This window comes from Devosia sp. (assembly GCF_024707125.1).
In the GTDB taxonomy this organism is placed as follows: domain Bacteria; phylum Pseudomonadota; class Alphaproteobacteria; order Rhizobiales; family Devosiaceae; genus Devosia.
In genome coordinates this window covers 50,904-76,472 of sequence record NZ_JANQAH010000012.1, presented here as the reverse complement: position 1 = coordinate 76,472, position 25,569 = coordinate 50,904, and the positions used below count along the sequence as shown (strand labels likewise).

The 25,569-nt window shown below is 61.7% G+C and carries 34 protein-coding genes and 2 pseudogenes; 27 read left to right on the top strand and 9 right to left on the bottom strand.

Going from position 1 to position 25,569, the window contains the following annotated elements; genetic code table 11:
* From NVV77_RS20860 to rplQ, 20 genes and pseudogenes are all read left to right on the top strand, one after another.
* A pseudogene (locus tag NVV77_RS20860) lies at nucleotides 1–196 on the top strand (30S ribosomal protein S3); the annotation flags it as partial.
* Nucleotides 197–211: 15 nt separating this feature from the next.
* Nucleotides 212–625, top strand: a complete 414-nt coding sequence (gene rplP, locus NVV77_RS20855) for a 50S ribosomal protein L16 (protein ID WP_046141104.1) — start codon at nucleotides 212–214, stop codon at nucleotides 623–625.
* Between the two features lie 11 nt (nucleotides 626–636).
* Nucleotides 637–831 carry a 50S ribosomal protein L29 gene (gene rpmC, locus NVV77_RS20850; RefSeq protein ID WP_056308254.1) on the top strand — a complete coding sequence of 65 codons (195 nt, stop codon included), beginning with the start codon at nucleotides 637–639 and terminating at the stop codon, nucleotides 829–831.
* A gap of 12 nt (nucleotides 832–843) precedes the next feature.
* On the top strand, nucleotides 844–1,077 hold the full coding sequence (rpsQ, locus tag NVV77_RS20845) for a 30S ribosomal protein S17 (RefSeq protein ID WP_035080842.1): 234 nt from the start codon (nucleotides 844–846) through the stop codon (nucleotides 1,075–1,077).
* Nucleotides 1,078–1,144: 67 nt separating this feature from the next.
* Entirely contained in the window at nucleotides 1,145–1,513 is a 369-nt protein-coding gene (rplN, locus tag NVV77_RS20840) for a 50S ribosomal protein L14 (protein WP_035080843.1), read from the top strand.
* Nucleotides 1,513–1,824 (top strand): 50S ribosomal protein L24, encoded by a 312-nt coding sequence (rplX, locus tag NVV77_RS20835; RefSeq protein WP_291418204.1) that lies wholly within the window; start codon nucleotides 1,513–1,515, stop codon nucleotides 1,822–1,824. The genes rplN and rplX overlap by 1 nt, the downstream gene beginning before the upstream one ends.
* The gene (rplE, locus tag NVV77_RS20830; RefSeq protein WP_295416458.1) at nucleotides 1,817–2,374 is read left to right on the top strand and encodes a 50S ribosomal protein L5; all 558 of its coding nucleotides are present in this window, start codon (nucleotides 1,817–1,819) and stop codon (nucleotides 2,372–2,374) included. Before rplX ends, rplE begins: the two co-directional genes overlap by 8 nt.
* A 30-nt stretch (nucleotides 2,375–2,404) precedes the next feature.
* Nucleotides 2,405–2,710, top strand: a complete 306-nt coding sequence (gene rpsN, locus NVV77_RS20825; protein ID WP_295416455.1) for a 30S ribosomal protein S14 — start codon at nucleotides 2,405–2,407, stop codon at nucleotides 2,708–2,710.
* Between the two features lie 12 nt (nucleotides 2,711–2,722).
* The gene (gene rpsH, locus NVV77_RS20820; protein ID WP_035080850.1) at nucleotides 2,723–3,121 is read left to right on the top strand and encodes a 30S ribosomal protein S8; all 399 of its coding nucleotides are present in this window, start codon (nucleotides 2,723–2,725) and stop codon (nucleotides 3,119–3,121) included.
* A gap of 183 nt (nucleotides 3,122–3,304) precedes the next feature.
* Nucleotides 3,305–3,838, top strand: coding sequence for a 50S ribosomal protein L6 (gene rplF / locus NVV77_RS20815; protein ID WP_295416451.1), 534 nt, complete (start codon nucleotides 3,305–3,307; stop codon nucleotides 3,836–3,838).
* Nucleotides 3,839–3,850: 12 nt separating this feature from the next.
* Nucleotides 3,851–4,213, top strand: a complete 363-nt coding sequence (rplR, locus tag NVV77_RS20810) for a 50S ribosomal protein L18 (protein WP_291418193.1) — start codon at nucleotides 3,851–3,853, stop codon at nucleotides 4,211–4,213.
* A gap of 20 nt (nucleotides 4,214–4,233) precedes the next feature.
* Entirely contained in the window at nucleotides 4,234–4,767 is a 534-nt protein-coding gene (gene rpsE, locus NVV77_RS20805) for a 30S ribosomal protein S5 (RefSeq protein ID WP_291418191.1), read from the top strand.
* Nucleotides 4,768–4,791: 24 nt separating this feature from the next.
* Nucleotides 4,792–4,980 (top strand): 50S ribosomal protein L30, encoded by a 189-nt coding sequence (gene rpmD / locus NVV77_RS20800; RefSeq protein WP_295416445.1) that lies wholly within the window; start codon nucleotides 4,792–4,794, stop codon nucleotides 4,978–4,980.
* Between the two features lie 17 nt (nucleotides 4,981–4,997).
* Nucleotides 4,998–5,501: a 50S ribosomal protein L15 gene (gene rplO / locus NVV77_RS20795; RefSeq protein ID WP_295416442.1), complete on the top strand. Its 504-nt coding sequence runs from the start codon at nucleotides 4,998–5,000 to the stop codon at nucleotides 5,499–5,501.
* Nucleotides 5,502–5,728: 227 nt separating this feature from the next.
* Nucleotides 5,729–7,066 (top strand): preprotein translocase subunit SecY, encoded by a 1,338-nt coding sequence (secY, locus tag NVV77_RS20790; RefSeq protein WP_295416440.1) that lies wholly within the window; start codon nucleotides 5,729–5,731, stop codon nucleotides 7,064–7,066.
* A complete protein-coding gene (locus tag NVV77_RS20785) occupies nucleotides 7,063–7,626 on the top strand; it encodes an adenylate kinase (RefSeq protein WP_295416439.1) in 564 nt (187 codons plus the stop codon). Before secY ends, NVV77_RS20785 begins: the two co-directional genes overlap by 4 nt.
* A gap of 177 nt (nucleotides 7,627–7,803) precedes the next feature.
* The gene (gene rpsM, locus NVV77_RS20780; RefSeq protein ID WP_295416436.1) at nucleotides 7,804–8,172 is read left to right on the top strand and encodes a 30S ribosomal protein S13; all 369 of its coding nucleotides are present in this window, start codon (nucleotides 7,804–7,806) and stop codon (nucleotides 8,170–8,172) included.
* A gap of 151 nt (nucleotides 8,173–8,323) precedes the next feature.
* Nucleotides 8,324–8,716, top strand: coding sequence for a 30S ribosomal protein S11 (gene rpsK, locus NVV77_RS20775; RefSeq protein ID WP_035080867.1), 393 nt, complete (start codon nucleotides 8,324–8,326; stop codon nucleotides 8,714–8,716).
* Nucleotides 8,717–8,816: 100 nt separating this feature from the next.
* Complete coding sequence (locus NVV77_RS20770; RefSeq protein ID WP_295416433.1) at nucleotides 8,817–9,836, top strand: DNA-directed RNA polymerase subunit alpha; 1,020 nt, start codon at nucleotides 8,817–8,819, stop codon at nucleotides 9,834–9,836.
* Between the two features lie 32 nt (nucleotides 9,837–9,868).
* Nucleotides 9,869–10,291: a 50S ribosomal protein L17 gene (rplQ, locus tag NVV77_RS20765; protein WP_056308219.1), complete on the top strand. Its 423-nt coding sequence runs from the start codon at nucleotides 9,869–9,871 to the stop codon at nucleotides 10,289–10,291.
* Nucleotides 10,292–10,607: 316 nt separating this feature from the next.
* Here the strand turns inward: rplQ and NVV77_RS20760 are convergent, their stop codons facing one another.
* Nucleotides 10,608–11,015, bottom strand: coding sequence for a GFA family protein (locus NVV77_RS20760; RefSeq protein ID WP_295416429.1), 408 nt, complete (start codon nucleotides 11,013–11,015; stop codon nucleotides 10,608–10,610).
* A gap of 92 nt (nucleotides 11,016–11,107) precedes the next feature.
* Nucleotides 11,108–11,500 carry a YciI family protein gene (locus tag NVV77_RS20755; RefSeq protein WP_295416427.1) on the bottom strand — a complete coding sequence of 131 codons (393 nt, stop codon included), beginning with the start codon at nucleotides 11,498–11,500 and terminating at the stop codon, nucleotides 11,108–11,110.
* Nucleotides 11,501–11,689: 189 nt separating this feature from the next.
* Here NVV77_RS20755 and NVV77_RS20750 point away from each other — a divergent pair, with 189 nt between their 5' ends.
* Nucleotides 11,690–12,721: an NAD-dependent epimerase/dehydratase family protein gene (locus NVV77_RS20750; RefSeq protein ID WP_295416425.1), complete on the top strand. Its 1,032-nt coding sequence runs from the start codon at nucleotides 11,690–11,692 to the stop codon at nucleotides 12,719–12,721.
* 534 nt (nucleotides 12,722–13,255) lie between these two features.
* On the opposite strand, the gene NVV77_RS20745 is transcribed toward NVV77_RS20750, so the two are convergent.
* The 3 genes and pseudogenes from NVV77_RS20745 to NVV77_RS20735 all read right to left on the bottom strand — a co-directional run bounded on the left by NVV77_RS20745 (nucleotide 13,256) and on the right by NVV77_RS20735 (nucleotide 16,885).
* Nucleotides 13,256–13,426 (bottom strand): BBE domain-containing protein, encoded by a 171-nt coding sequence (locus tag NVV77_RS20745; protein WP_295416473.1) that lies wholly within the window; start codon nucleotides 13,424–13,426, stop codon nucleotides 13,256–13,258.
* 715 nt (nucleotides 13,427–14,141) lie between these two features.
* Nucleotides 14,142–15,524 (bottom strand): annotated as a pseudogene (locus tag NVV77_RS20740) (LLM class flavin-dependent oxidoreductase); the annotation flags it as partial.
* A 176-nt stretch (nucleotides 15,525–15,700) separates the two neighbouring features.
* A complete protein-coding gene (locus tag NVV77_RS20735) occupies nucleotides 15,701–16,885 on the bottom strand; it encodes a hypothetical protein (protein WP_295416423.1) in 1,185 nt (394 codons plus the stop codon).
* 242 nt (nucleotides 16,886–17,127) lie between these two features.
* On the opposite strand from NVV77_RS20735, the gene NVV77_RS20730 reads away from it, so the two are divergent.
* A complete protein-coding gene (locus NVV77_RS20730) occupies nucleotides 17,128–18,612 on the top strand; it encodes a Do family serine endopeptidase (RefSeq protein WP_295416420.1) in 1,485 nt (494 codons plus the stop codon).
* A 358-nt stretch (nucleotides 18,613–18,970) separates the two neighbouring features.
* Here the strand turns inward: NVV77_RS20730 and NVV77_RS20725 are convergent, their stop codons facing one another.
* Nucleotides 18,971–19,537 (bottom strand): hypothetical protein, encoded by a 567-nt coding sequence (locus NVV77_RS20725; RefSeq protein ID WP_295416418.1) that lies wholly within the window; start codon nucleotides 19,535–19,537, stop codon nucleotides 18,971–18,973.
* Nucleotides 19,538–19,685: 148 nt separating this feature from the next.
* Between NVV77_RS20725 and NVV77_RS20720 the strand changes: the two genes are divergently transcribed.
* Genes NVV77_RS20720 through NVV77_RS20700 form a run of 5 tightly spaced genes read left to right on the top strand, consistent with a single transcriptional unit; the run spans nucleotide 19,686 to nucleotide 23,876 of the window.
* Nucleotides 19,686–21,014, top strand: coding sequence for a replication-associated recombination protein A (locus tag NVV77_RS20720; RefSeq protein ID WP_295416415.1), 1,329 nt, complete (start codon nucleotides 19,686–19,688; stop codon nucleotides 21,012–21,014).
* Nucleotides 21,015–21,063: 49 nt separating this feature from the next.
* Nucleotides 21,064–21,447 carry a fluoride efflux transporter CrcB gene (crcB, locus tag NVV77_RS20715; RefSeq protein WP_295416412.1) on the top strand — a complete coding sequence of 128 codons (384 nt, stop codon included), beginning with the start codon at nucleotides 21,064–21,066 and terminating at the stop codon, nucleotides 21,445–21,447.
* On the top strand, nucleotides 21,444–22,433 hold the full coding sequence (locus tag NVV77_RS20710) for an RluA family pseudouridine synthase (protein ID WP_295416410.1): 990 nt from the start codon (nucleotides 21,444–21,446) through the stop codon (nucleotides 22,431–22,433). Before crcB ends, NVV77_RS20710 begins: the two co-directional genes overlap by 4 nt.
* Nucleotides 22,430–23,095: an HAD-IA family hydrolase gene (locus NVV77_RS20705; protein WP_295416408.1), complete on the top strand. Its 666-nt coding sequence runs from the start codon at nucleotides 22,430–22,432 to the stop codon at nucleotides 23,093–23,095. The genes NVV77_RS20710 and NVV77_RS20705 overlap by 4 nt, the downstream gene beginning before the upstream one ends.
* A 1-nt stretch (nucleotide 23,096) precedes the next feature.
* Nucleotides 23,097–23,876, top strand: a complete 780-nt coding sequence (locus NVV77_RS20700; protein WP_295416405.1) for an ATP12 family chaperone protein — start codon at nucleotides 23,097–23,099, stop codon at nucleotides 23,874–23,876.
* Here NVV77_RS20700 and folK read toward each other — a convergent pair.
* The 3 genes from folK to folP are packed head-to-tail and all read right to left on the bottom strand — an operon-like array spanning nucleotide 23,873 to nucleotide 25,547.
* The gene (folK, locus tag NVV77_RS20695) at nucleotides 23,873–24,304 is read right to left on the bottom strand and encodes a 2-amino-4-hydroxy-6-hydroxymethyldihydropteridine diphosphokinase (RefSeq protein ID WP_295416471.1); all 432 of its coding nucleotides are present in this window, start codon (nucleotides 24,302–24,304) and stop codon (nucleotides 23,873–23,875) included. The genes NVV77_RS20700 and folK overlap by 4 nt on opposite strands.
* Nucleotides 24,304–24,687, bottom strand: coding sequence for a dihydroneopterin aldolase (folB, locus tag NVV77_RS20690; RefSeq protein WP_295416403.1), 384 nt, complete (start codon nucleotides 24,685–24,687; stop codon nucleotides 24,304–24,306). Before folB ends, folK begins: the two co-directional genes overlap by 1 nt.
* A gap of 17 nt (nucleotides 24,688–24,704) precedes the next feature.
* Complete coding sequence (gene folP, locus NVV77_RS20685; protein WP_295416401.1) at nucleotides 24,705–25,547, bottom strand: dihydropteroate synthase; 843 nt, start codon at nucleotides 25,545–25,547, stop codon at nucleotides 24,705–24,707.
* Between the last annotated feature and the right edge of the window lie 22 nt (nucleotides 25,548–25,569).

Genomic DNA, 25,569 nt, shown 5'->3' with positions numbered 1-25,569 from the left:
CGACTACGGCACGGCTGAAGCTGAAACCACGTATGGCATCATCGGCATCAAGGTCTGGGTCTTCAAGGGCGAAGTCCTTGAGCATGATCCGTCCGCCCATGAGCGTCGCGCCACCGAAGGTGGTGGTGAAGGTGGCCAGCGTTCTGAGCGCGAACCGCGTCGTGAACGCGGCGACCGCGATCGCGAACGCGCATAAGAAGGTTGAACGACTATGCTGCAACCGAAACGTACTAAGTTCCGTAAGGCCCATAAGGGCCGCATCCATGGCCTGGCCAAGGGTGGTACCGATCTGGCATTCGGCCAGTATGCACTCAAGGCCACCGAGCCGGAACGTGTTACTGCCCGCCAGATCGAAGCGGCCCGTCGCGCTATCACTCGTGAGATGAAGCGTCAGGGTCGTGTTTGGATCCGGATTTTCCCGGATCTGCCGGTTTCCAAGAAGCCTACCGAAGTCCGAATGGGTAAGGGTAAGGGTTCCGTGGAGTACTGGGCGGCGCGCGTAAAGCCGGGTCGCATCGTTTTTGAGATTGACGGCGTACCCGAAGACGTTGCAAAGGAGGCGCTTCGCCTCGGAGCAATGAAGTTGCCGATCACCACGCGCATCGTTACGCGCATTGTCGACTAAGGAACACGAGCATGAAAGCCAGTGATGTGCGGAGCAAAACCGCAGACGAACTGAAAGATCAGCTCGTCGACCTGAAGAAAGAACAGTTTAACCTGCGTTTCCAGCGCGCTACTCAGCAGTTGGAAAAGCCGGCCCGGGTCAAGGAAGTCCGCCGCGATATCGCGCGGATCAAGACGATCCTCGGCCAACAGAACGCAGCTAAGTAAGGAATAAAACCCATGCCAAAGCGCGTTTTGCAGGGGACTGTTGTCTCCGACGCTAACGAAAAGACGATCGTCGTCCGCGTCGAGCGCCGTTTCACGCACCCCCTTCTGAAGAAGACAGTGCGTCGTTCCAAGAAGTACCACGCCCACGATGAAGCTAATGTGGCTAAAGTCGGTGACGTGGTGTGGATCGAAGAGACCGCGCCGATCAGCAAGAACAAGCGCTGGACGCTTGTTCCGTCTGCGTAAGAGAAATTGAAATTAGGTCGGCGAGCCGGATGACGGTGCAGCCGGTTCAACTAGAAGGCATCCAGTTATGATCCAGATGCAGTCCAATCTCGACGTCGCGGACAACTCCGGCGCTCGTCGTGTCATGTGCATCAAGGTGCTGGGCGGTTCGCATCGCAAATACGCCTCGGTCGGCGACATTATTGTCGTTTCGGTCAAGGACGCTATTCCGCGTGGCCGCGTTAAGAAGGGCCAGGTAATGAAGGCCGTGGTGGTTCGCACCGCGACTGACATCCGTCGCCCCGATGGCACCGTCATCCGTTTTGACAAGAACGCCGCGGTTCTGATTAACAATCAGAAAGAGCCGATCGGCACCCGTATCTTCGGACCGGTTCCGCGCGAACTCCGCGCTCGCAACCACATGAAGATCATCTCGCTCGCCCCAGAGGTGCTGTAATGGCCTCCAAGATCAAGAAGGGCGATAAAGTCGTCGTCCTGGCTGGCAAGGACAAGGGCAAGACCGGTCAGGTCCTGTCTGTCATCCCAACCGAAACCAAGGCGCTTGTCCAGGGTATCAACCTTGTGCGCAAGCATCAGAAGCAGACTGCCTCGCAGGACGCCGGTATCTTCACCAAGGAAGCGCCGATCCACCTGTCGAACCTGGCCGTTGCTGACAAGGCTGGCAAGCCGACTCGCGTCGGTTTCCAGATCAAGGACGGCGTGAAGACCCGCGTCGCCAAGTCGACCGGAGACCAGATCGATGGCTGAGACCGTCTACATTCCGCGCCTGCGCACCTACTATGACGAGACCATTCGTGCCGAACTCACCAAGCAGTTCGAGTACAAGAACGTCATGGAGCTGCCCAAGCTCGACAAGATCGTCCTGAACATGGGCGTTGGCGAAGCCGTCAACGACACCAAGAAGGTCAAGTCGGCTGCCGCCGAGCTTGAGAAGATCGCTGGCCAGAAGCCGGTTATCACTCATGCCCGCAAGTCGATCGCCGGCTTCAAGGTCCGTGAAGAAATGCCGCTCGGCGTGAAGGTCACGCTGCGCAAGACCCGCATGTACGAGTTCCTGGATCGTCTGGTGAACATCGCACTGCCGCGCGTCCGCGACTTCCGTGGCCTGAACCCGAACTCCTTCGACGGCCGTGGCAACTACGCCATGGGCATCAAGGAACACATCATTTTCCCCGAGATCAACTATGATCAGATCGATCAGGTCTGGGGTATGGATATCGTGATTGCCACGACTGCCAAGACGGATGATGAAGCTCGTGCTCTGCTGCGCGCTTTCAACTTCCCGTTCCGCCAGTAAGCGGGCAGGGAAGGGATAAAGGATCAGGACATGGCAAAGACCAGCTCCATCGAAAAGAACAATAAGCGCGCTGCGCTCGCCAAGCAGTATGCTGGCAAGCGCGCCGAGCTCAAGGCAACCGTCAAGGACCAGAATCTGCCGATTGAGGAACGCTTCAAGGCGACCCTCAAGCTGGCCGAACTGCCGCGCAACTCCGCAAAGGTTCGCGTTCGCAACCGTTGCGAAGTCTCCGGTCGTCCGCGTGGCTACTATCGCAAGCTCAAGCTGAGCCGTATCGCCCTGCGTCAGCTGGGCAACCTGGGTCAGATCCCGGGTCTCGTTAAGTCGAGCTGGTAAGGAGAGACACAGATGAGCTTTTCCGATCCCATCGGCGATATGCTGACCCGCATCCGCAACGCTCAGGAGCGTCGCAAGAATACCGTTTCGACTCCGGCATCGACCCTTCGTGGTCGCGTGCTGGATGTTCTCCAGTCCGAGGGTTTCATCCGCGGCTACTCGGAGACCAAGTTCGAGAACGGCGCTGCCGAATACGAAATCGAACTGAAGTATTCGGACAATGAAGGCGTGATCCGCACCATCGAGCGCGTTTCCCGTCCTGGCCGCCGCGTGTACGCGTCGGTTAAGAATATTCCTCAGGTGGCTAACGGCCTCGGTGTTTCGATCCTCTCCACCCCCAAGGGTGTGATGGCCGACCACGAAGCCAAGGCCGCTAACGTTGGTGGCGAGGTACTCTGCCGCGTCTTCTAATGCGTGTGGGCCCGAAGCTCATTGAAGCACTTCGAGGGTGAGTGGATTCCACTTTCCTGTTGAATGTGCGGCAAAAACTGATAGGAGCGCGATCAACGTTTCTCGGAAACGCTGGTCGGCTCCGTTTTCGGGCACTTTCACGCGCATTGGCTGCGCGGTAAGACGATTACTCAAGGATATAGAATGTCACGTACTGGCAAGAAACCGGTGGCCCCGGTTAATGGCGTTACGGTCACGATCAATGGTCGTGTCGTCTCCGCCAAGGGCCCGAAGGGCGAACTGAGCCTCACGCTCATGGATATCGTCAACATTGAGCAGGGTTCGGATGGCATCGTCATTACCCCCGCTAACGACACCCGTGAAGCTCGTGCAGCTTGGGGCACCACCCGCGCGCTGATCCAGAACATGGTCACCGGGGTGAGCGCTGGTTTCGAGAAGAAGCTGGCCATCCAGGGCGTCGGTTACCGCGCCGCACTGCAGGGCAAGGACGTCAAGCTCTCGCTCGGTTTCAGCCACGAAGTGATCTATCCGGCTCCCAAGGGTATCACCCTGGCCGTGCCGGCTCCGACTGAGATCGTCATCACCGGCATTGATAAGCAGCAGGTCGGTCAGGTCGCTGCGGAGATCCGCGGCTGGCGTCCCCCCGAGCCCTACAAGGGCAAGGGCGTGCGTTACGCCGGCGAGCAGGTCTTCCGCAAAGAAGGCAAGAAGAAGTAAGGAGCGCCACCTATGGCTATCAGTGCAAAAGGTGCAGACCGCCGCAAGGCTCGTGTCCGCAAGGCGCTCAAGGCTCGTGCCTTTGGTCGCGCCCGTCTCAGCGTTTTCCGCTCGGACAAGAATATCTACGCCCAGATCATCGACGACGCGAACGGTCGTACGCTGGCAGCGGCTTCCACCCTCGAGAAGGACGTGCGTGGCTCGCTCAAGAGCGGCGGCACTTCCGAGGCAGCTGCCGTCGTTGGCAAGCTGATCGCGGAGCGCGGTGTGAAGGCTGGTGTTGCCGAAGTGATCTTCGATCGCGGCGCTTACATTTATCACGGCCGCGTTAAGGCCCTTGCAGATGCTGCCCGTGAGGGCGGTCTGCAGTTCTAACAGCGGCGAGGAAAAACATTATGAGCAGAGACGTTCAAGAGCGCGAAAGCGAGTTCGTCGATCGCCTGGTCCACATCAACCGTGTGGCCAAGGTTGTGAAGGGCGGTAAGCGCTTTGGCTTCGCAGCCCTCGTCGTTGTGGGTGACCAGAAGGGTCGCGTCGGTTTCGGTCACGGTAAGGCCCGTGAAGTTCCCGAGGCAATCCGCAAGGCAACGGAACAGGCCAAGCGCCAGATGATCCGCGTGCCGCTGCGCGACGCCCGCACGCTGCACCACGACATCACCGGCCGCCACGGCGCCGGCAAGGTCGTGCTGCGTGCAGCCGTTCCGGGTACCGGCATCATCGCCGGTGGTCCGATGCGCGCCGTCTTCGAAACCCTGGGCATCAACGACATCGTCGCCAAGTCCACCGGTACTTCGAACCCGTACAACATGGTCCGCGCGACTTTCGACGCTCTCAAGAACGTCGATAGCCCCCGCGCCGTGGCTGCCCGCCGCGGCCTCAAGGTCTCCGAACTGCAAGCTCGCCGCGGCGAGACTGCTGTCGAAGCCTGAGCCCCGTAGGAACGGAGAAGCACAATGGCTGACAAGAAAACTATCACCGTGAAGCAGATCGGTTCGCCGATCCGCCGCGAAAAGAGCCAGCGCGCGACCCTGATCGGTCTCGGGCTGAACAAGATGAACAGAGAGCGCGAGCTGATTGATACGCCCGAAGTCCGTGGCATGATCAACAAGGTCCCGCACCTCGTCCGTGTACTCGGCGAGTAAGAGGGAAGGCTCGACAAATGACTCGTTTGAACGAACTTCGCGACAACCCCGGTTCGACTAAGGTCCGCGTTCGCGTTGGCCGTGGTATCGGCTCCGGCGTTGGCAAGACCGGTGGTCGTGGTGGCAAGGGCCAGACGGCTCGCGCTGGTGTCGCGATCAACGGCTTTGAAGGCGGCCAGATGCCCCTTCACATGCGTATGCCGAAGCGTGGCTTCAATGCTTGGAACCCCAAGGATTGGAACCAGGTTCGCATCGATCGCATCCAGGCCTATATCGACAGCGGCAAGCTGGACGTTAAGGGCGTGGTTGACGCAGCAGCGCTCGTCGCTGCCGGCGTGATCCGTCGTCCCAAGGACGGCGTGCGTCTGATCGGTTCGGAAGGCTTCACGGCCAAGAAGGTGACCTTCAAGGTTGATCACGTTTCCAAGGGTGCTGCGGCTGCTATCGAAGCTGCCGGCGGCAAGGTTGACGTGATCCCCGTCAAGGAAACCTGGAAGAAGACTCCGTACGCTGCCAAGTAATTTGGCTTTGCGCACCCGGCCCTGCGGTCGGGTGCGCTTTTTTGGTTTGTTGCGTCAGGGTGGCAGTCCTATATGCTCCTTGGGCGCTCCGAGCGCGCCTGGCCTCAAAGCCACGGAGCAGGGGGTGGGAAACGCCAGCCGTTTTTCGCAAAGATCCCTGCGGCAACGAAATTTTAGAGCCGACGATTTGACGCGTTCAGCTCATATCAGGCTCTAGGGAGCGAAGTATGGCGTCCGCAGCCGAGCAGCTAGCTCGCAATCTCTCATTCTCGACCTTTTCCAAGGCGAAAGCCCTGCAGCAGCGCATCTGGTTCACACTGGGCGCGCTGCTTGTTTATCGTTTGGGCACCTTCATTCCGGTTCCGGGCATCGACCCCGATGCGTTCCGCGCGACTTTCGAGCAGAGCCAGCAGGGCATCATCGGGATGTTCAACATGTTCTCCGGCGGCGCCGTGGAACGTATGGCCATCTTCGCGCTCAACCTGATTCCCTACATTACGGCGTCCATCGTCGTGCAGGTGATCGCCACGGCCTCGCCGCGCCTCGAAGCCCTCAAGAAAGAGGGTGAAGCCGGTCGCCGCAAGATGAATCAGTACACCCGCTACCTGGCGGTCGTGTTCTGCGCCGTCCAGGCATACGGCATTGCCGTGGGTCTTGAAGGCAGCCAGGGCGTGGTTCTCAATCCCGGCTGGTTCTTCCGCCTCTCGACCGTGATCACGCTGGTCGGCGGTACCATGTTCCTGATGTGGCTGGGTGAGCAGATCACCTCGCGCGGCGTCGGCAACGGTATCTCGCTGATCATCTTCGCCGGTATCGTGGCAAACCTGCCCTCGACCATCGCCCAGACCCTGGAACTCAGCCGTACCGGCGCGATTCCCGGCTTTGCTGCTCTCGGCATGATCGTCCTGGCTCTGGTGGTGATCGCCGCCATCGTCTTCTTCGAGCGCGCCCAGCGCCGGCTGCTGATCCAGTATCCGAAGCGCCAGGTGGGCAACAAGATGTTCCAGGGCGAGTCGTCGCACCTGCCACTCAAGCTCAACACGTCGGGCGTTATCCCGGTGATCTTCGGCTCCTCGCTCCTGCTGCTGCCCGCGACCATCGCGTCGTTTGCTGCCCAGGGTAACGCGCCGGGCTGGCTCACCACGGTGACCGCGCTCCTCGGCCGCGGCCAGCCGCTCTATCTGGCGCTGTTCGCCTTCTTCATCATCTTCTTCGCCTTCTTCTACACGGCCATCGTGTTCAATCCGACGGAGACGGCCGACAACCTGAAGCGTTCCGGCGGCTTCATTCCGGGCATTCGGCCTGGTGAACGCACCGCCCAGCACATCGACTATGTGTTGACGCGCATCACGGTTATCGGTGCACTCTATCTCACTGTTGTGGCTCTGATTCCCGAAGTGATGTTCAGCCAGCTGGCGGTCAGCCAGTTCATTGGCGGTACGTCGCTGCTGATCATGGTGACGGTGACCCTCGATACGGTCAGCCAGATCCAGAGCCATCTCGTGGCCCAGCAATATGAAGGGCTGTTGAAGAAATCTCGCCTTGGAGGGGGCAAGCGCCGATGAGACTGATCCTGTTGGGACCGCCAGGGGCGGGGAAGGGCACGCAGGCAAAGATTCTGGTTGAGGCCTACGGCATCCCGCAATTGTCCACTGGTGACATCCTGCGGGCCGCTATCGCCGCTCAGACGCCCCTTGGGCTCGAAGCAAAGGCGATCATGGATCGGGGCGATCTCGTCTCGGACGCTATCGTCAACGGCATCGTGTCTGAACGCATCGATGCCGAAGACTGCAAGCCCGGCTTTATCCTCGATGGCTTCCCGCGCACCATTGCGCAGGCCCAGGCCCTCGATGACATGCTCAAGGCCAAGGGAATCAAGCTCGATGCCGTTATCGAGCTGACTGCCGATGCCGACGAACTGGTGCGCCGCGTGATTCAGCGCTCCAAGGACAGCAATCGCCCGGATGACAACCCAGAGGTCATCCGCAAGCGCCTCGATGTCTATCAGACCAGCACCGCCCCCCTCGTCGACTATTACAGCCGGCAGGGCCTGGTGAAGACGGTCGACGGCATGGAAGCGGTCGAAACGGTGACGGCGGCCATAAAGGCGGCCCTCGCTAACTAATCTTCGTCAAGGCGAGACTGTTGACTTCGCCTTGTCGAATCCTTAAAGAACCGCACCAGTCTCATGGATTATTGGGCTGGGTTCGGTTTCTCACATTAGGTGGGGATCGAGATCCGGTCCCTTGTTGTTTGAATGACACCCGCCGCGATGGCGCGTGTTGAATGAAGGAGAGCAGACGTGGCTCGTATTGCTGGCGTCAATATCCCGACGAACAAGCGCGTTGTAATCGCGTTGCAGTACATTCACGGGATCGGCGAAAAGTTCGCCAATGATATCACTACCAAGGTCGGTATTCCGGCTGACCGTCGCGTCAACGAACTGACCGACGCTGAAGTGATCCAGATCCGTGAAGCAATCGACCGCGACTACGTCGTGGAAGGTGACCTTCGCCGTAACGTTGCGATGAACATCAAGCGCTTGATGGACCTCGGCAACTATCGTGGCCTGCGCCACCGTCGTGGCCTGCCGGTCCGCGGTCAGCGTACCCACACCAATGCCCGCACCCGCAAGGGCCCGGCAAAGCCGATCGCTGGCAAGAAGAAGTGATTCCACGCCTGCATGTGCAGGCTGGCATTTTGATTTGGAAGCGGCGGATCGAGATTGGCTACTCCGTGAGGGGAAGGCCAAATTTCAGATCCGCTTCTTCCGTGGTGGAGCTGCTGGCATTACGGCAGCGCCGATACCCAAGAGGACCTGAATGGCAAAGACTGATACCACGCGCATCCGCCGCAAGGAGCGCAAGAACATTACCTCGGGCGTTGCACACGTGAACGCCTCCTTCAACAACACCATGATCACCATCGCCGACATGCAGGGCAACACGATTTCGTGGTCCTCGTCGGGCGTTATGGGCTTCAAGGGCTCGCGCAAGTCGACCCCCTATGCTGCCCAGGTTGCTGCCGAAGATGCTGCCAAGAAGGCTCAGGAACATGGCATGAAGACCCTTGAGGTCGAAGTGCGTGGTCCCGGTTCGGGCCGTGAATCTGCGCTCCGCGCTCTTCAGGCTGCTGGTTTCAACGTCACCTCGATCCGCGACGTGACCTCGATTCCGCACAACGGTTGCCGTCCGCGCAAGCGGCGCCGCGTCTAAAGACTAGACCACTTGGTAAACTCCTGGCCCCGGGGCCAGGGGTTCTATTGTGTTTGCGGCGGTGCGGCCTCCGAGGCCGCGAATTTGAAAGGACAATACCGTGACGATCCAGAGGAACTGGCAGGAACTTATCAAGCCGACCAAGCTGGAGATTGTTTCGGATGGCGCTGACTCGCGTCATGCTTCGGTTATCGCCGAGCCGCTGGAACGCGGCTATGGCTTGACCCTTGGCAACGCCTTGCGTCGCGTCTTGCTGTCGTCGCTTCAGGGCGCGGCGGTAACCGCTATCCAGATCGATGGCATTCTGCACGAATTCTCGTCGCTTCCCGGCGTTCGGGAAGACATCACCGACCTCGTGCTGAACGTCAAGGAAATCGCCATCAAGATGGGTGGCGAAGGCCCGAAGCGTCTTACTCTCTCCAAGCAGGGTCCGGGCGCCGTGACCGCTGGCGACATCAAGGTCTCCGGCGATATCGAAGTTCTGAACCCCGAGCTCGTGATCTGCCATCTCGATGATGGTGCCGAGATCAACATCGAGTTCACCGTCAATACCGGCAAGGGCTATGTCCCGGCCGACAAGAACCGTCCGGAAGACGCGCCGATTGGCTATATTCCGGTCGACGCCCTGTTCTCGCCTGTGCGCCGTGTCAGCTACAAGGTTGATGCGACCCGTGCTGGCGAAAGCCTCGACAAGGACAAGCTGACGCTGTCCGTTGAGACCAATGGCGGTATTTCGCCGGAAGATGCCGTGGCTTATGCTGCGCGTATTCTTCAGGACCAGCTTTCGGTCTTCGTCAATTTCGAAGAGCCCACCAAGGAAAAGGCCCAGGACGCTGTCCCGGAACTCGCCTTCAACCCGGCGCTGCTCAAGAAGGTCGACGAGCTCGAACTGTCTGTCCGTTCGGCCAACTGCCTCAAGAACGACAACATCGTCTACATCGGCGACCTTATCCAGAAGACGGAAGCCGAGATGCTGCGGACCCCGAATTTCGGCCGCAAGTCGCTCAATGAAATCAAGGAAGTCCTGGCACAGATGGGGCTTCATCTCGGGATGGACGTGGCCAATTGGCCGCCCGAGAATATCGATGACCTCGCTAAGCGCTACGAAGATCATTATTGATCGCGCGCTGCCAAGATTTTTAGGAGATACCCATGCGACACGGTAATCGCGGCCGCAAACTCAGCCGTACCGCTTCCCACCGTAAGGCGATGTTCGCCAACATGTCCGCCGCGCTGATCAAGCACGAGCAGATCGTTACCACGCTTCCCAAGGCCAAGGACCTCCGTCCGATCGTCGAGAAGCTGATCACCCTCGGCAAGCGCGGCGACCTGCACGCTCGCCGCCAGGCCATCGCGCAGATCCGCGACGAAGGCCAGGTTGCAAAGCTGTTTGCCGTTCTCGGCCCGCGCTATGCTGAACGTCAGGGCGGCTACATCCGCATCCTGAAGGCCGGCTTCCGCTATGGCGACAACGCGCCGATGGCCGTGATCGAGTTCGTCGATCGCGACGTCAACGCCAAGGGCCTCGACTCCGGTCCGGTCCAGTACAACGAAGAAGAATCCGAAGCCGCGTAAGCGTCGCTTCGACCAAATTCAAAGGGCGGCCCCAGTGGCCGCCCTTTTTGCTTTTCGGCGCGAGATCACAGCGCCGTCCCGCTCATTCCCGTCCACCCACGGCGTCATTCCCGCGAAAGCGGGAATCTCACTCCGTTTTGGCTCTACCTGCGGCTACCCCAGCGCAAGCTCAAATCTCCCCCTCCATCGTCATTGCCGGGCTCGTCCCGGCAATCCATCTCTGGGCGGCATGGACCACCGGGACAAGCCCGGTGGTGACGACCGATAAAAAGTCTCAGCAAATTTGAACCTACGTAGGCCCGGGGGCCTCGTCTCCCTACCCATTATCCTCCACCGCACCCCCCGGAAGCGCCGGCAACCACGGCAGCGCCGACTTCACCCAAAACTGCCGCTTCGGCTCCAACTCCCGCCTCTGCGCCAAAACCCCGACCCGAAGCCCAAAACTCCGCTCCCCGGCCGGCTCGTCCGACGTCGCATAAAGCGCCGAACCGCAATCCGCACAGAACGCCTGCTGCCGATGCCGACCGCTCTCCGCCACCTTGACGTAAATCTTCGGAGTCCCCTGCAGCAGACGAAACCGCTGCTCGGGGCAGGGCGCCACCACCCTGAACGCCGTCCCCGAAAGCTGCTGGCAATCGGTACAGTGACAGACCCGAACCTTGTCCGGATCAATCTCCGCCTCAAAGCGAATTGCCCCGCAATGACAAGAGCCTTCGACTTTCATGACCTATTCTCCATGATGCTTGGGTCAAGGGCTCGATCTCGCCCTCGGCGCCTCCCTCCCCCTTGTGGGGAGGGAATGAGGGTGGGAGTATCTTATTGCCCCGCCCGCGCCTCAGCCTCCGCCCGAGCCTTCAACCTCTCCGGCGGCACCTGCATAAACTGCCGCACCTCCACCGGCGCCCGGCATGCCACCGTCGCCTTCTTCCCCCACTCAAGCGCCTCTTCTTCGCTCGCGCATTTGAGCACCCAGAACCCGCCGACATGCTCCTTGGCCTCGACGAACGGACCATCGGTAACCACCATGCCACCATTGTTCCGCGCCCGGATCGTCTTTGCGCGCGTCGCCGTCTGCAGGCCCCCAACGAAAACCCGCACCCCCTTGGCGATCATCTCCTCATTGAGATCGGAAATATCCTTGATCAGGCCCGCGTCTTCCTTGGACGGGTCGTAGTCGTCAGGCAGGTGAATTGCGACCAGGAATTGCATTTTAGTCTCCTCTCGAAACCGGCAGGCCATTCCCGCCGTCACACCTAGACGAGTGGTGCGACGGAACTCAGACTAATTTATCCCATTTTCTTGTCGCCGCCTTTTCCAATGTCCCCCGGACAAACCAAATGCCGCTTCCGCGAGTCTGCCTGAGCGTGTAGGGCAGGGCAGTCTAGTTGGGGTAGATTCATGGACCGCATCCTCGTCACCGGAGCCTCAGGCTTCGTGGCCAAGCACGTCATTGGCGAACTCCTGCGCGCCGGTTTTCGCGTCCGTGGCACAGTGCGCAACCGCCGCAAGCTGACCTCGATTCAGGCCGCCATGGACCTCCTCGCGCCGGGCACCGAAGATCGCCTGGAAATCGTCGAAGCCGACCTGCTCGACGATGCCGGCTGGGCCTATGCCATGGAAGACGTGCAGGCAGTCATGCATGTCGCGACGGTCATATCAGCCGAAGAACCCAAGGACCCGTCCACTGTCATCCGCCCCGCCGTCGAAGGCACCGAGCGCATCCTGCGCTTCGCCCGCGCCGAAGGCGTCCGCCGCATCATCATGACCTCCTCCATCGCCACCGTCGGCTATGGCCACGGCCATGAAGCCGGCCCGCGCACCTATACCGAGACCGATTTCACCGACCTGACCAAGATGCGCCGCCCCTGGGCCTATTGCATCGGCAAGACCCGCGCCGAGCAGGCCGCCTGGGCCTTCGCCAATGGCCAGGGCATGCAGCTGACCACCGTCCACCCCGGCGCCATCCTCGGCCCCGCCAGCGACCCGGAAACCAGTATTTCCCTCGGCCTCGTGGGCGGTCTCCTCGACGGCTCCACCCCCGCCATGCCCCGCATAGGCTTTGCCATCAGCGACGTCCGCGACGTCGCCGCCATGCACCTCGCCGCTCTGAAGAACCCGGAGAGCATCGGCCAGCGCTACCTCTGCACCGGCCCCTATCAAAGTTTTGAGGACGTCGCGACGATCCTCCGCAAGGCCTATCCCGAGTACCCGGTGACCCTCAAAACCGTCCCCGACTGGCTAATGCGCATCCTCGCCCTGATGGGCGGTCCCGTCCGCCAGATCATCAACGACATCGGCAACCAAAAGCACTTTGACGGCCGAAAGGGCGAAAAGCTCCTCGGCCGCGCCTATCACACCGCAGAAGAAGCCGTCCTCAGCGCCGCCGAAAGCCTGATCCGCTTCAACCTCATCAAGCCAAAGGCAAAGTAAGCCCCCAGGCCCGATAGAGCCGGTCCAGCTCGCGCTCGTTCCGACACACGGCCACCGGCAACCCGGTGCCCTCGGCCATGGCCCGCAATTTCGCGCCCGAGCGGCGGGTATGCCAGAGCCAGTGGATCATCGCCCACTTGATAGAATCCCGATTGCCCTCCAGCGCCCCGGCCCGCCGTACTCCCAGCGTCCGCCGGAAATAGCGCCAATACCGCCGCCAGAGCGCATCATCGAGCGAAATGATCCCCGTCGCCCGCTGCAATCGCGCTGGCATGATGGCGGAGTAATTCCCGTCCATCACCCATTCCGGCTCGGCAATCGCTGCTTCATGCAGCGCCTCGAACTCCTCATCCGGCCGCTGCACCCAATCCGTCCTCGGCGCATGCCGAAACAGGTCCACGTGCTGCGCCGGAATCCCGAGCTTTGCCCCGATCGCCACCGCCAGCGTGGATTTCCCCGCATTGGTGGGCCCCACGATCATGATCCGCCGGCCCAAAGTGGAAAGTTCCGGCAGATCGTCCATGATCGTCGCTCCTAGGCAGCGGCCTCTTCGGAAGCCGGCGGAATGGGGAAATTCGAATTGAACAGCCCGCCGGGATCGTACTTGGCCTTGAGCTGCCGCAGGCGGGCGAGCGTTTTGCCCGGAAATGCCTTTTTCAAGCAAGTGCGGCTCGGTCCCCGTCTCGAAATTGAGATAGAGCCCATCCAGCTCCTTCGACACCGAGGGCCAGATCGCATCCAGCCGCCGCGCCATTGCATCGCCATAAGCGCCCGCATTGAGCGAGAAGTTCTGGTGCCGATGCGCGTAGGCCGTCTCATCGGCCCCCACATCGTTCACCGCCCCACCCACGGCCCGCAGTTGCATCATATTGGTCGCGCCCGCCGCCAGCAGCTCCGCCATCCCCTCGGCCAAAGCCGGCGTCAGACCAGTCACCAGCCCCGCCCGCGACACCAGCCCGCCAGCCCCGTCATGCCCCGAGAAGTGGCTCTCCACCAGCGCCGTATAGGGAATGATATAGGCCTGGCTCCCCAGCATCGGCCCGACCTGCAGGAACGGCTGCAACATGGGCTCCGCCACCTTCGGATCATCGCTCATGATGACAACGCTCGCCTGCGCAATCGGCCCGCTGCCCGAACGTCCCGGTACCATGGTCAGAAAACTCGTCAGCTCCCGCGGCGCCGCGATCACCGTCTCCGCCCATCGCGGCAAAACGCTCTCTGCATCCGAAAGATCATAAGTGAGCTGCGCAAAGACGACATTCCCGACCGGATAGGCATCCAGTTCCAGCGCCGTCACCACGCCAAAATTGCCGCCCGCGCCACGCAGCGCCCAGAAGAGATCGGCGTGGTTCTCCCGATCCGCCCGCACGAACGAGCCATCGGCCAACACCACCTCGGCCGCCTGCACATGATCAAGCGTCAGCCCATGCTTTCGCGCGAAATACCCGATCCCGCCGGCCGTCGCGAGACCACCCACGCCCACATCGCCATAATCGCCCGAACTCATGCCCAGCCCATGCGGCGCCAGCGCCGTGGCCACTTCGCCCCAGCGCGCCCCCGGCCCAACCCGGAACAGCCCCGTCTTCTCGTCCATCAGCCGGATCGAATTGAGCTGCCCCACATCGAGCACCAGCCCACCATCATTGGTCGACCGCCCCGATATGCCATGCCCGCCGCTCCGCACCGCCAGCGGCACATCCTGCCGCGCGGCATAGGTGATAGCCTCCTGCACCTCTTCAACCGTCGTAGGCCGCAGAACCAGCCCCGGATTGCCCTTGTGAATATAGGTCGAGCGATGTTTTGAAAAATCATGATCGCCCGGCTCAACCACGCGCTGCCCCAACGCCGCCGGCACGCCATCATAGTCGATCCCATCGCGCCGCGCCGCCAGCGCCCGTGCACTCCGCACCGGGCCGGTCCGTGTCCCCGCGGCCTTCCGCGCCGTCTCGACCCGCGCCCGCACCGCCGGCGCGACCTCCTTGCCGAAAGTCTCGATCGCTCCAGGCGCATCGGCCGGCAGGATAAAGGTCGAAAACCCATGCTCGAGCGCCAGCGTAGTCAATTGCTCGACCAGCGCCTCGACATCCTCTGGCGTCGCCAACCGCCCGCCGACATTGATCAGCCGCCGGATTTCCCGCGGATCACGCCCAGCCTCAATCGCTGCCGCATCAATGATCGCATTGCTCTCTGCAATCGTGGGCGATTTGATGTAGCTCATCGACGGCAGCCAGCCGTCCGCCTTCCGCCCGATCAGTTTTAGCATGCGCGGCTTTAGCGCCCCGAGCCAGATGCTGACGCCATGCGCGGGCAGGGGCCCACGCCGCGCGCCGGCCGCCCTGTGATACTTCCCATCAACCCGCACGCCGCCCGATTTCCCGGCATCCCAGATGCCGCGAATGACATCGATCGCCTCTTCCAACGCATCCACGGCCTGGCCCGGCGTCAATTCCTCGCCGCCCATGCCCTTGATGCCGTCCCAGAAGGCGCCGGCGCCCAGCCCCAGCTCCGCGCGCCCATGCGAGAGGAGGTCAAGGCTCGCCACCGCCCGCGCCAAAACGGCGGGCTGCCGCAGCGGCAGGTTCAGCACATTGCCGGCAAGGCTGATGCGCTCGGTCTTGGCCGCCACAAAGCTCAGCAATGTCCACGCGTCGAGGAAATTGCTCTGATAGGGATGGTCTTGAAACGTGGCGAGGTCTAGCCCCGCAGCCTCAGTCAGCTGCGCCAGGGCGACCACGTCATCGGCTTGCTGCGCGCTCGGCGTGATAAAAGTGCCGAACTTCAGCTCGTGCCCATAATCGGTCATGGCAGGCTCAATGGTTACAAATGGTAACCGACTATTTAGGCGATGCCCGTCGTAGTGCAAGTGGACACATCGGTGTGACCGGCGAACAAGTTTCTTCGTCGCCCAGTCCCTAAAAAACAAAAGACCCGCCCCAGCTCTCACCAGGACGGGCCCAATCATTCAGGAGGCAAAAACCCTCACTCGGCCGGCGCCATATCCTTGCCGGTGTAAACCTCGTCTACCCAATACTGATCGCGACGATCAAACCCGTTGAACGGCGTCAGCGAAGCCTGCGTGTACGCTCCCATCAGGCCGAATTCGATCCAGTCGTCTTCATCGATATCGGCCGGCAGGGTGAACACCTGCGGCAGCACGTCATAGCTGTCGCAAGTCGGACCCCAGATGGTGAACTCCGAGAATTCCTGGTTATTGTCGTGCACGCGCGGACCGCGCCACACGCGCACCGGCGGGGTGAAGTGCATGAACTTCACTTCCATCAGCGAGCCGTAGGCGCCGTCATTGACATAAACCGACTGCCCGCCGCGCTGATGCTTCACGCGCAGCAGCAGCGAGGTCGACGAGGTCACGAGCGCACGGCCCGGCTCGATGATCAGCTCCGGCCTGTTCTTGTCGCCAAAGTGGTCGGTAACGGCCTGCGAGATGGTCTCGAAGTAATAGTCCATCGGCGGCGCTTCGCTGGTCGGGTAGGGGGCCGGATAGCCACCACCGATATTGAGGCGCTTGAGTTCGATGCCGCTCTCTTCGACGATACGTGCCGCCGCAGCGATGTGGCGCTCATAGGCATAAGCGTCTTCGCACTGCGAACCGACGTGGAAGCAAAGGCTGGGCGTATAGCCCATCTTTTCCACGGCCTGCACGATTTCGGCCGCACCCTGTTCCATCACGCCAAACTTGATGCCGAAGTCATAAGACTTCAGCGCCTTGCCGGCCTTGAAACGAGTGGTAACCTCGACGTCACGTGACGGCGAAACCACGGCGGCGAGCTGGTCGAGCTGCTGCGGGTGGTCGATGGTGAACGAGCGAACGCCGAACTCTTCGTAAGCGCGCTCGATCTCGCGCTTGTTCTTGATCGGGTTGTTGTAGTGCATCACGGCGCCGGGCGCATAGTCGCGCACCAGTTCCATTTCGGTGTTCGAAGCCACGTCGAACGCCTTGAGGCCTTCCTTGTGCAGCTGCGCAATGATGTGCGGCGACGGATTGCACTTCACCGCATAGGTGAGCAGGCCGTCAAAGCCCTTCTTGAAAACCTTCACGGCCCTATGGAACTCCTTCTCAGAGAAGAGGAAGGAGGGAAAGTCCGGCGCCTCTGCCGCGATCAGCGCGGAGGTATTGGCGTAAACGGTCTTCGGCTCGTCAGTCATTGGACAACAGGCCTTTCGGGGCTGGAGAGGGAAGGAAACTCGCGGCGTCTAGATCTTTCCGGTTCGTAAACGACGCGAAATTGAGCGCTGCATATAGGGCCGTGTGCCCCCTCGCGCAAACGTTTATTTGCCCATGGAAACAACAATGTTCGAACGTCATTTTCATGACAGATTCCGGGCGTTCTGCTCGCGTCGCATTCGGACGGTCAAATGACCGGATTCCCGTAGCCAAAGGTTTACCCATGTCTCTGCGAACGCTCGTCTTTTCGGGTCTCGCCGTAGCGGTCATCGCCATCGGCGGCACACTGGCCTTCTCCCCTTGGAACGCACCGGGGCAGGCTCAGGTTCAAACAGCTCAGACGCAGGCCGAAGCGCCCCCGCTCGCCGCCGCGACGCGAACCGTGCCCACCAGTCAGCCGCAGGTTCAGCTCAGCTTCGCCCCCATCGTCCAGGCCGTCTCGCCTTCGGTGGTCAATGTCTATGCCACCCGCATCGAATCCCAGGCCACGTCGCCTTTCGCCAATGACCCCTTCTTTTCCCGCTTCTTCGGCGATCAATACTTTCAGACCCGCCCGCGCGAATCCCGCTCGCTGGGTTCCGGCGTCGTGGTCGATGGGGCAGGGGTGATCCTCACCAATTCCCACGTCATCAACGGCGCCACCGACGTCCGCATCGCTTTGAGCGACGGCCGTGAGTTCGCCGTGGATGTCGTCGTCGAAGACAAGCAGACCGATCTCGCCGTCCTTCGCGTCCGCGACACCCGCGGCGTCACCTTCCCGGCCATCACCTTCGCCGATAGCGACGCGCTACTCGTGGGCGATCTCGTCCTCGCCATCGGCAATCCCTTCGGTGTCGGCCAGACTGTCACCTCAGGCATCGTCTCCGCTCTCGCCCGCACCGGCGTTGAAAGCTCCGACTACGAATTCTTCATCCAGACCGATGCCGCCATCAATCCCGGCAATTCCGGCGGCGCCTTGGTCGACATGCAGGGGCGTCTGGTCGGCATCAACACCGCCATCTATTCCCAAACCGGCGGCTCCGTCGGCATTGGCTTCGCCATTCCCGCCAACATGGCCAAGCTCGTCGCCGATGCCGGCGTCAATGGTGGCGAAATCGTCCGCCCCTGGTTCGGCGCCAAAATGCAGGCCGTCGATTCCGACATCGCCAACAGCCTCGGCATGGACGCCCCCCACGGCGCCCTCATCACCGACGTCGCCCCCAATGGCCCCGCTGCCCGCGCCGGCTTCCAGTCCGGCGACGTTATCCTCTCGGTCGACGGCCAGCGCATAGACGACCCCAGCGCCTTCAACTTCCGCCTCGCGACAAAACCGATCGGCCAAACAACCAAGCTAGAACGCCTGCGCGGCACCGCAACGGACACGCTCGACTTCCCCGTCGAAGCCGCCCCGGCACCAGCCGACAGCGCCATCGCCACCATCTCGGCCGACTCCCGCTTCTCCGGCGTCACCGTCCGCCAGCTCGACCCGGCTTTGTCAGAGAGCAAAAACCTCCCCTACGACGCCACTGGCGTCCTCATCACCGCCATAGCCCCCAACTCCCCCGCCGAAGCCATGGGCCTCCAGGTGGACGACGTGATCCTCCAGCTCAACGACACCGACATCAAAGACGCCCAGACGTTCAGCACCACAGCATCGCAGCGGGTCAGGACGTGGCAGATTATTTTGCAGCGGGATGGTCGGGTGAGCAGGGCCATCGTCAGCGGATAGGCCGGCGCGCATCGTCCCCGAAAGTCGTCACCCTCGGGCTTGACCCGAGGGCTCTACACTTCCCGCAAGTGAAGTCTCCTCGGGTCAAGCCCGAGGATGACGGCCGATGGCGCAGCGCTCCCCACACCCACCGTGTCATTCCCGCGAAAGCTGGAATCTCTGTTTGAAAGCCAGTGGGTGCCCCCCCTCCCGGCCTCCCCCATCTAGGGGGAGGTGAAGGGACAGTGGCTCGGGCAGGATTGTGCACCACGCGCGATGCGACACCTCCCCCTAGATGGGGGAGGACGGGAGGGGGTGGGGCCGCACGCTCTGAATCAATCTCTCAATCCAAGGCCCCAACCCACTGAATCCTCAGCCCTTACTCCACCACCACTTCCGGCAATTCCATCACCGCCAGCGCCTCAATCGTCCCCATCCGCCAGCCCTTCAATCCCCTCAGCAACTCACTCGCCCCCTCGTCATACCCCCGCCGGCTGATCCCAAACATCGCCACCCCATCCTCCAGCGGCACGTATCGATACGCATTCCACTCCACGATCACCCTCCCGCTGCTGTCATCGCTCAGCAGAAAATCCAGAATGATCTCCCCCGTCATCTCATTTTCTATCAGCGCAAAATTCACCACCGGATCACTCGCCTGCCGCTGCTTAAGCCCATCGACCATGGTCCCGGCCGCGTCCCGCACCGAAATCCCATTGGCCAGCACATCCACCATGAACATCTGCTCATAGGCTTCCACGCTCTGCCCCGCGGGCACATATTCCTGCTTGTAGAACGTGTCCGTCGGGTGGCTCGTCCATGCGAGTTCAAAACTCTCCCCCTCAAGCACAAACGGCCCCGGCGCTCCCCCCGCATCCTCCTGCGCCATCACAACCGACCCCGACAGACAAACCAGCGCCACAGCGGCAACCAAACGACCAAGCATGTGCAATCCCTCTTCTCCAGGCACAGTTGAACCCGTCGCCCGACCCATGGCAACAGCGCGATGCGGCAACTATCCTCCGCCCGCTGAACGGCAACTGAACCGTCACGAAGCGGGTGCGACGCGCCGCACAATTTGCTATTGAGCCCCCATGTCCGATCTCTTCGCCGCCGATCCCAACGAAACCGACAAGGCCCGTCCGCTTGCGGACCAGTTGCGCCCGCGCGCCCTCGATGAAGTGATCGGCCAGACCCATCTCCTCGGCCCCGACGGCACGCTCACCCGCATGCTCGCCTCCGGCCGCCTCGGCTCGCTCATTCTCTGGGGCCCACCCGGCACCGGCAAGACCACCGTGGCGCGTCTCCTCGCCGACCAGATCGGCTTCCGCTTCGAGCAAATATCGGCCATTTTCTCCGGCGTCGCCGACCTCAAGAAGGTCTTCGAGAAAGCCCGCTTCGAACGCCTCTCCGGTCACCGCACCCTTCTCTTCGTCGACGAGATCCATCGCTTCAACCGCGCCCAGCAGGATAGCTTCCTGCCGGTCATGGAAGACGGCACCGTCGTCCTCGTCGGCGCCACCACCGAAAACCCATCCTTCGAGCTCAACGCCGCGCTTTTGTCCCGCAGTCAGGTCCTGCGTTTCGAGTCGCTCGTCCAGCCCGATCTCGAACTGCTCCTCCAGCGCGCCGAAACCCTCCTCGGCTCCTCGCTGCCCCTCACCGACGAAGCGCGAGCGACACTCCTCGGCCTTGCCGATGGCGACGGTCGCGCCCTTTTGGGCCTCGTCGAAGAGATTTTGGCATCTGCCCGCTCCGATGAGACGCTCGATGCTAACAGTCTGCTAACCGTAGTGCAGCGCAGAGCGCCGATTTACGACAAGGCGCAGGACGGCCACTACAACCTGATTTCGGCCCTGCACAAAACCATCCGCGGCTCTGATCCCGACGCGGCGCTCTACTATTTCGCCCGCATGATCGACGCCGGCGAAGACCCGCTTTTCCTTGCTAGACGCTTGATTCGTATGGCTTCCGAGGACATCGGCAACGCCGATCCGCAAGCTCTCCCCCTCGCCATCGCCGGCCGCGACGCCTACCAGATGCTCGGCTCCCCCGAAGGCGAACTCTCGCTCGCGCAAGTCGTCGTCTATCTCGCCCTCGCACCAAAATCGAACGCCGTCTACACCGCCTTCAAGGCCGCGATTTCACTAGCGAAATCAACCGGTTCGCCCATGCCGCCCATGGTCATCCTCAACGCCCCCACCAAGCTCATGAAGGGTGAAGGCTATGGCGACGGCTACCAATACGACCACGACGTTCCCGACGCCTTCTCCGGCCAGGAGTACTTCCCGGAAAAGCTTGGCAGACAACAGTTTTATCACCCCGTAGAGCGCGGTTTCGAACGCGATCTGAAGAAGCGCATGGACTATTTCGCCCGCCTTCGCGCCGAAAAGTCCCGCAATCGCAATGGCTTGGACGAGTAATCCCCGTGTCCCCGTCGTCGTGCTATTCTTGCCTCAGATCGGACCAGCCATGAACGGCTTCCTCCTCGTCGGTGCCGGCGGCGCCCTGGGTGCCATGGCCCGCTACGGCTTCGCCGTTCTTGTCGCCCGCCTCTGGCCAACGACGTTTCCGCTCGCGACACTCCTCATCAACATCATCGGCTCCATAGCCATGGGCCTTTTCGTCGGCTTCATGGCAAAACTTCTCCCCGCCAATCAGGAGGAGCTAAGGCTCTTTGTCGCCGTCGGAATTTTCGGCGGCTTCACCACTTTCTCCTCCTTCTCCCTCGACACAATCGTGCTGATAGAACGCGGCGAACTCATTCAGGCGGTCACCTATGTCGCCTTGTCAGTTGTAGTTTGTCTCATAGGCCTATATCTCGGCCTTTTGATAACCAGAGGCAGCCCCGCATGAGTGGCGTTCAACATCGGGAAGTCACAGCAGACGAAGACGGCATGCGTCTCGATCGCTGGTTTGCCCGGCATTTCCCGCAGGTCGGTTTCGGTCGCCTGCAAAAGCTTATCCGCAATGGCGAAGTGCGCGTCGACAAAGCCAAGGTCGAGACCAGCACGCGCCTTGCCGCGGGCCAGGCCATCCGCATTCCGCCCGTCGATGATCCCGGCACCGTTCGCCCGGTCAAGGTCAATCAGGAAGATGCGAGATTTCTCAAGGACGTAATCCTCTATGAGGATGATGATCTCTACGTCTTCAACAAGCCCCACGGCCTTGCCGTGCAGGGCGGTAGCGGCACCGTGCGCCACCTCGATGGCCTTCTTAAGAGCCTGCCCAACAAGCTCGGCGAAGCCCCGCGCCTCGTGCACCGCCTCGACCGCGATACCTCCGGCTGTCTCGTCGTCGCCAAGACCGCCGCTGCGGCAACGCATTTCGGCAAGGTCTTCATGTCGCGCTCGGCCCGCAAGATCTACTGGGCCCTCGTCGCCGGCAATCCTACGCCGCGCCAGGGCGAAATCTCCTGCTTCCTCGCCAAGCGCGCCACCGAAGATGGCGAGCAGATGGTCGTGGTGAAAAACGGTGCCCCCGGCGCGGTCCACTCGTCGAGCTACTATTCGACCACCGACACCGCCAGCCGCCGCTTTGCGTGGGTTACGCTGAAGCCCGTCACCGGCCGCACGCATCAGCTCCGCGTCCACATGGCCCAGCTCGGCACGCCGATCATCGGCGACCCCCGCTACTTCAACATCGAAAACTGGATGCCGGCACCCGGCCTCGGCGAGGGCCTACACCTCCACGCCCGCCGCATTGCCCTGCCGCTGCGCAATGGCAAACGCCTTGATATTTCAGCGCCTTTGCCGCCGCACATGCGCGAAAGCTGGGATGCCCTGGGCTTCGATGCTGAACGCTTCGACGTGCAGGATACCGACCCTGAGGACAATGCATGAAGCTGATCATGTTCGACATGGACGGGACGCTGATCGACACAGAGGCCCTGATCGTCGAACACATGACCACGACTTTTGAGGCCGCCGGTTTGACACCTCCGACCACGGCGCAATCGCGCCGTGTCATCGGCCTGTCGCTACCGGTCGCCATCGCCACCTTGCTCGGCACCGAAGTAACTCCGCTGGCCGAAAAGCTGGCCGACGACTACCGCAGCCGCTACCGCGCCTCGCTTGTGCAGGCCGAAGGCCGCGAAGGCCTCTTTCCCGGCGCCCGCGAAGCCCTCGATTTCCTTGCCACCTGGCCCGATACCCTGCTCGGCATCGCCACCGGCAAGGGCCTCAATGGCGTCCATCGCCTGACCCAGCTCCACGGTATCGCCGGGCACTTTGTCACCTTGCAGACGCCGGATCATAACCCGTCAAAACCCCATCCCGGCATGATGCTCCGCGCCATGGCCGAGACGGGCGCCGAAGCCCGTGACACTGTCATCATCGGCGACACCACCTTTGATATCGAGATGGGAAAGTCCGCCGGCACCAAGGCTATCGGCGTCACCTGGGGCCACCACGATCCCCATGAATTGCTTGCTGCCGGCGCGGATCTGCTGGTCGACACCTATGCCGCCCTGCCTCTCGCCATCAAGAAAGTACTGGAACACTGACATGCGCGATCAGCTGGAAGATGCCCTGAAAAATCAGGAGTTTGGCTACGGTCAGGCGCAACACATCAATCAGGTCGAACTGCCCAAGCGCTTCTACAAGGAAGTCGACGTCGCCCGCGTCGAAGGCGGCTATGCCGTTACGCTCGACGGCAAGCAGACCCGCACGCCGGGCCGCAAGCTGCCTGTGATCGTCCCCGCGCTCTCCATCGCCCAGGCCATGGCCGGCGAATGGGCTGCGCAGGAAAAGTACATCGACCCCACCACCATGCCCATGGTGCGCCTGATCAACTCAGCAGTCGAAAGCGGCGACGAAAACGTCCCGGCCTTCCGCGCCGAGATCGGCAAATTCGCCGGCAACGACCTGCTGCTCTACCGCGCCGATACCCCGCAGGAACTGGTCGACGACCAGGAACTGCACTGGGATGGCGCATTGGTGACGCTGGCCCGCCATTTCGACGTTGCCTTCCAGCCCACTATCGGCATCATCCACCAGCCCCAGCCGGTCGCGACGCTGACCAAGCTCGACACTGCGCTCGAACGGCAGGGGCTTCTCTCGCTGACGGCTCTCGTCTCCATCACCGGCATCACCGGTTCCGGCCTCCTCGCCATCGCCCTGCTGCATCAGCTGCTTAGCGCCGAGCAGGTCTGGACCGCCGCCCATGTCGATGAAGACCACCAGATTCGCCTCTGGGGCGAAGACGAAGAAGCCATGACCCGCCGCGCCAAGCGCCGCGTGGAATTCGACACTGCCGTTGCTGTCGTGGACGCGCTGCGGGCCTAAGCCCGCGTCGCGATCCACTCCGCCGTCTCGGGCGAAATCTCGCGCAGCGGCACCAGCACAAAATCGCGCGCATGCGCGTGCGGATGGGGCAGGGTCAGCCGCCCCGTCTGCATCTCCACCCGTTCATAGGCGATGATATCGACATCGATCAGCCGCGGTCCCCAAACCTCGTGCCGCACCCGCCCCATTTCGCGCTCGGTATCGAGCGCCACATGCAGCAGGTCGATAGGCTCGAGATCGGTCTCGACCTCGGCCGCCATATTGGCGAAATCCGGCTGATCGGTCTTACCCCAGGGCTTTGTCGCAATCACCGACGATTGCTTGACCACTTCAATATTCGGATGCGCATCGAGCAGCCGAATGGCTTCGGCGAGCTGCGCCGGCGGATCGCCGATATTGGCGCCAAGACTAAGCCACGCCTTCGCCATCACGCCGGCCTCACGCGATGCAGTTCGACCGCCGCTTCGCCCCGTACCATGGCGATGGGGGCCTCGGGCTTGCGAATGCGGATGATGATCCAGTTGATATCGTCAAAACGCGCGAACAGCGCCGTGACGATGTTCTGCCCCAGTGCCTCGATCAGCTTGGTCCGCTGGCCTTCAAAGGTCGCTTTCACCACATCGTAGATGTCGGCATAGGAAACCGTGTGCCCGATGGCGTCGGTCTCGCCCGGCGCGGTCAGGTCGACCCCACATTCGAGATCAACGAAAAAGCGCTGGCCCAGCCGCTCCTCTTCGGCAAAGAAGCCATGGAAGCCGTAAAAGCCGAGATCGCGAAGAATGATGCGGTCGCCCGTAAAAGGTGCGGTCATTGAGATGGTCCTAAGATTTAGGGGCCGTAAAGAGTCGCCTGCGCCACGCGCAAGGCATCGCGATTGGCGGCAACGTCATGCACGCGAAAGATATGCCCGCCGCGCTCATAGCCCTGCACGGTGGTGGCAATTGTCCCCGGCAGCCGCTCGCCCGGTTCATTGTTCAACAGCTTGCCGATCATCGATTTTCGCGATGTGCCAACGAGCACGACATGCTCGGGATAGGCCTCCACCAGCTCCGGCAGCAGCCGCAGGATCTGATAATTCTGCGCCAGCGTCTTGGAAAACCCGAAGCCCGGATCGAGGATCAGCTGTGTCCGCGCCAGCCCCGCTGCATCAGCAATGGCAAGCGTCCTCGCAAAATAGTCGACCATCGCCGGCAGCGGCAGCGTCTGCGCGTCCCAGCTCTTGTCCCAGTGCATGGCGATCACCGGCGCGCCATAAAGCGCAGCCACCTCCGCCATCTCTGGCGGCCCCTGCAACCCATAGACATCATTGATGATATCGGCCCCGGCCTGAATGGCTTGGTCGGCCACCAGCGGCTTGTACGTGTCGATGGAAATCGGCGCCGTGATCCCAGCGCCGCGCAGCGCATCAATCACAGGGATGACGCGATCCAACTCCTCCTGCACCGCCACGGTTTCCGAGCCCGGCCGCGTGCTTTCGCCACCGATGTCGATGATATCTGCACCTTCGTCCAGCATGGCGCGGGCATGGGTCACTGCCTGGTCGAGCGTGTTGTGCAGCCCGCCATCCGAAAAGCTGTCCGGCGTGACGTTGAGGATGCCCATGATGAGCGGGCGCGGGCCCAGTTCCAGGGCAGGGCGATGGGGCAGGGGAACGATATGAGTCGTGTGCATTGCAAATCCTGCCCCTCGCTTA

What these genes read in the sequence shown, in the direction of transcription:
- rplP (WP_046141104.1), top strand. Translation starts at nt 212, where the DNA reads ATGCTGCAACCGAAACGTACTAAGTTCCGTAAGGCCCATAAGGGCCGC.
- rpmC (WP_056308254.1), top strand. Translation starts at nt 637, where the DNA reads ATGAAAGCCAGTGATGTGCGGAGCAAAACCGCAGACGAACTGAAAGAT.
- rpsQ (WP_035080842.1), top strand. Translation starts at nt 844, where the DNA reads ATGCCAAAGCGCGTTTTGCAGGGGACTGTTGTCTCCGACGCTAACGAA.
- rplN (WP_035080843.1), top strand. Translation starts at nt 1,145, where the DNA reads ATGATCCAGATGCAGTCCAATCTCGACGTCGCGGACAACTCCGGCGCT.
- rplX (WP_291418204.1), top strand. Translation starts at nt 1,513, where the DNA reads ATGGCCTCCAAGATCAAGAAGGGCGATAAAGTCGTCGTCCTGGCTGGC.
- rplE (WP_295416458.1), top strand. Translation starts at nt 1,817, where the DNA reads ATGGCTGAGACCGTCTACATTCCGCGCCTGCGCACCTACTATGACGAG.
- rpsN (WP_295416455.1), top strand. Translation starts at nt 2,405, where the DNA reads ATGGCAAAGACCAGCTCCATCGAAAAGAACAATAAGCGCGCTGCGCTC.
- rpsH (WP_035080850.1), top strand. Translation starts at nt 2,723, where the DNA reads ATGAGCTTTTCCGATCCCATCGGCGATATGCTGACCCGCATCCGCAAC.
- rplF (WP_295416451.1), top strand. Translation starts at nt 3,305, where the DNA reads ATGTCACGTACTGGCAAGAAACCGGTGGCCCCGGTTAATGGCGTTACG.
- rplR (WP_291418193.1), top strand. Translation starts at nt 3,851, where the DNA reads ATGGCTATCAGTGCAAAAGGTGCAGACCGCCGCAAGGCTCGTGTCCGC.
- rpsE (WP_291418191.1), top strand. Translation starts at nt 4,234, where the DNA reads ATGAGCAGAGACGTTCAAGAGCGCGAAAGCGAGTTCGTCGATCGCCTG.
- rpmD (WP_295416445.1), top strand. Translation starts at nt 4,792, where the DNA reads ATGGCTGACAAGAAAACTATCACCGTGAAGCAGATCGGTTCGCCGATC.
- rplO (WP_295416442.1), top strand. Translation starts at nt 4,998, where the DNA reads ATGACTCGTTTGAACGAACTTCGCGACAACCCCGGTTCGACTAAGGTC.
- secY (WP_295416440.1), top strand. Translation starts at nt 5,729, where the DNA reads ATGGCGTCCGCAGCCGAGCAGCTAGCTCGCAATCTCTCATTCTCGACC.
- NVV77_RS20785 (WP_295416439.1), top strand. Translation starts at nt 7,063, where the DNA reads ATGAGACTGATCCTGTTGGGACCGCCAGGGGCGGGGAAGGGCACGCAG.
- rpsK (WP_035080867.1), top strand. Translation starts at nt 8,324, where the DNA reads ATGGCAAAGACTGATACCACGCGCATCCGCCGCAAGGAGCGCAAGAAC.
- rplQ (WP_056308219.1), top strand. Translation starts at nt 9,869, where the DNA reads ATGCGACACGGTAATCGCGGCCGCAAACTCAGCCGTACCGCTTCCCAC.
- NVV77_RS20760 (WP_295416429.1), bottom strand. Translation starts at nt 11,015, where the DNA reads ATGAAAGTCGAAGGCTCTTGTCATTGCGGGGCAATTCGCTTTGAGGCG.
- NVV77_RS20755 (WP_295416427.1), bottom strand. Translation starts at nt 11,500, where the DNA reads ATGCAATTCCTGGTCGCAATTCACCTGCCTGACGACTACGACCCGTCC.
- NVV77_RS20750 (WP_295416425.1), top strand. Translation starts at nt 11,690, where the DNA reads ATGGACCGCATCCTCGTCACCGGAGCCTCAGGCTTCGTGGCCAAGCAC.
- NVV77_RS20745 (WP_295416473.1), bottom strand. Translation starts at nt 13,426, where the DNA reads ATGGGCTCTATCTCAATTTCGAGACGGGGACCGAGCCGCACTTGCTTG.
- NVV77_RS20735 (WP_295416423.1), bottom strand. Translation starts at nt 16,885, where the DNA reads ATGACTGACGAGCCGAAGACCGTTTACGCCAATACCTCCGCGCTGATC.
- NVV77_RS20730 (WP_295416420.1), top strand. Translation starts at nt 17,128, where the DNA reads ATGTCTCTGCGAACGCTCGTCTTTTCGGGTCTCGCCGTAGCGGTCATC.
- NVV77_RS20725 (WP_295416418.1), bottom strand. Translation starts at nt 19,537, where the DNA reads ATGCTTGGTCGTTTGGTTGCCGCTGTGGCGCTGGTTTGTCTGTCGGGG.
- NVV77_RS20720 (WP_295416415.1), top strand. Translation starts at nt 19,686, where the DNA reads ATGTCCGATCTCTTCGCCGCCGATCCCAACGAAACCGACAAGGCCCGT.
- crcB (WP_295416412.1), top strand. Translation starts at nt 21,064, where the DNA reads ATGAACGGCTTCCTCCTCGTCGGTGCCGGCGGCGCCCTGGGTGCCATG.
- NVV77_RS20710 (WP_295416410.1), top strand. Translation starts at nt 21,444, where the DNA reads ATGAGTGGCGTTCAACATCGGGAAGTCACAGCAGACGAAGACGGCATG.
- NVV77_RS20705 (WP_295416408.1), top strand. Translation starts at nt 22,430, where the DNA reads ATGAAGCTGATCATGTTCGACATGGACGGGACGCTGATCGACACAGAG.
- NVV77_RS20700 (WP_295416405.1), top strand. Translation starts at nt 23,097, where the DNA reads ATGCGCGATCAGCTGGAAGATGCCCTGAAAAATCAGGAGTTTGGCTAC.
- folK (WP_295416471.1), bottom strand. Translation starts at nt 24,304, where the DNA reads ATGGCGAAGGCGTGGCTTAGTCTTGGCGCCAATATCGGCGATCCGCCG.
- folB (WP_295416403.1), bottom strand. Translation starts at nt 24,687, where the DNA reads ATGACCGCACCTTTTACGGGCGACCGCATCATTCTTCGCGATCTCGGC.
- folP (WP_295416401.1), bottom strand. Translation starts at nt 25,547, where the DNA reads ATGCACACGACTCATATCGTTCCCCTGCCCCATCGCCCTGCCCTGGAA.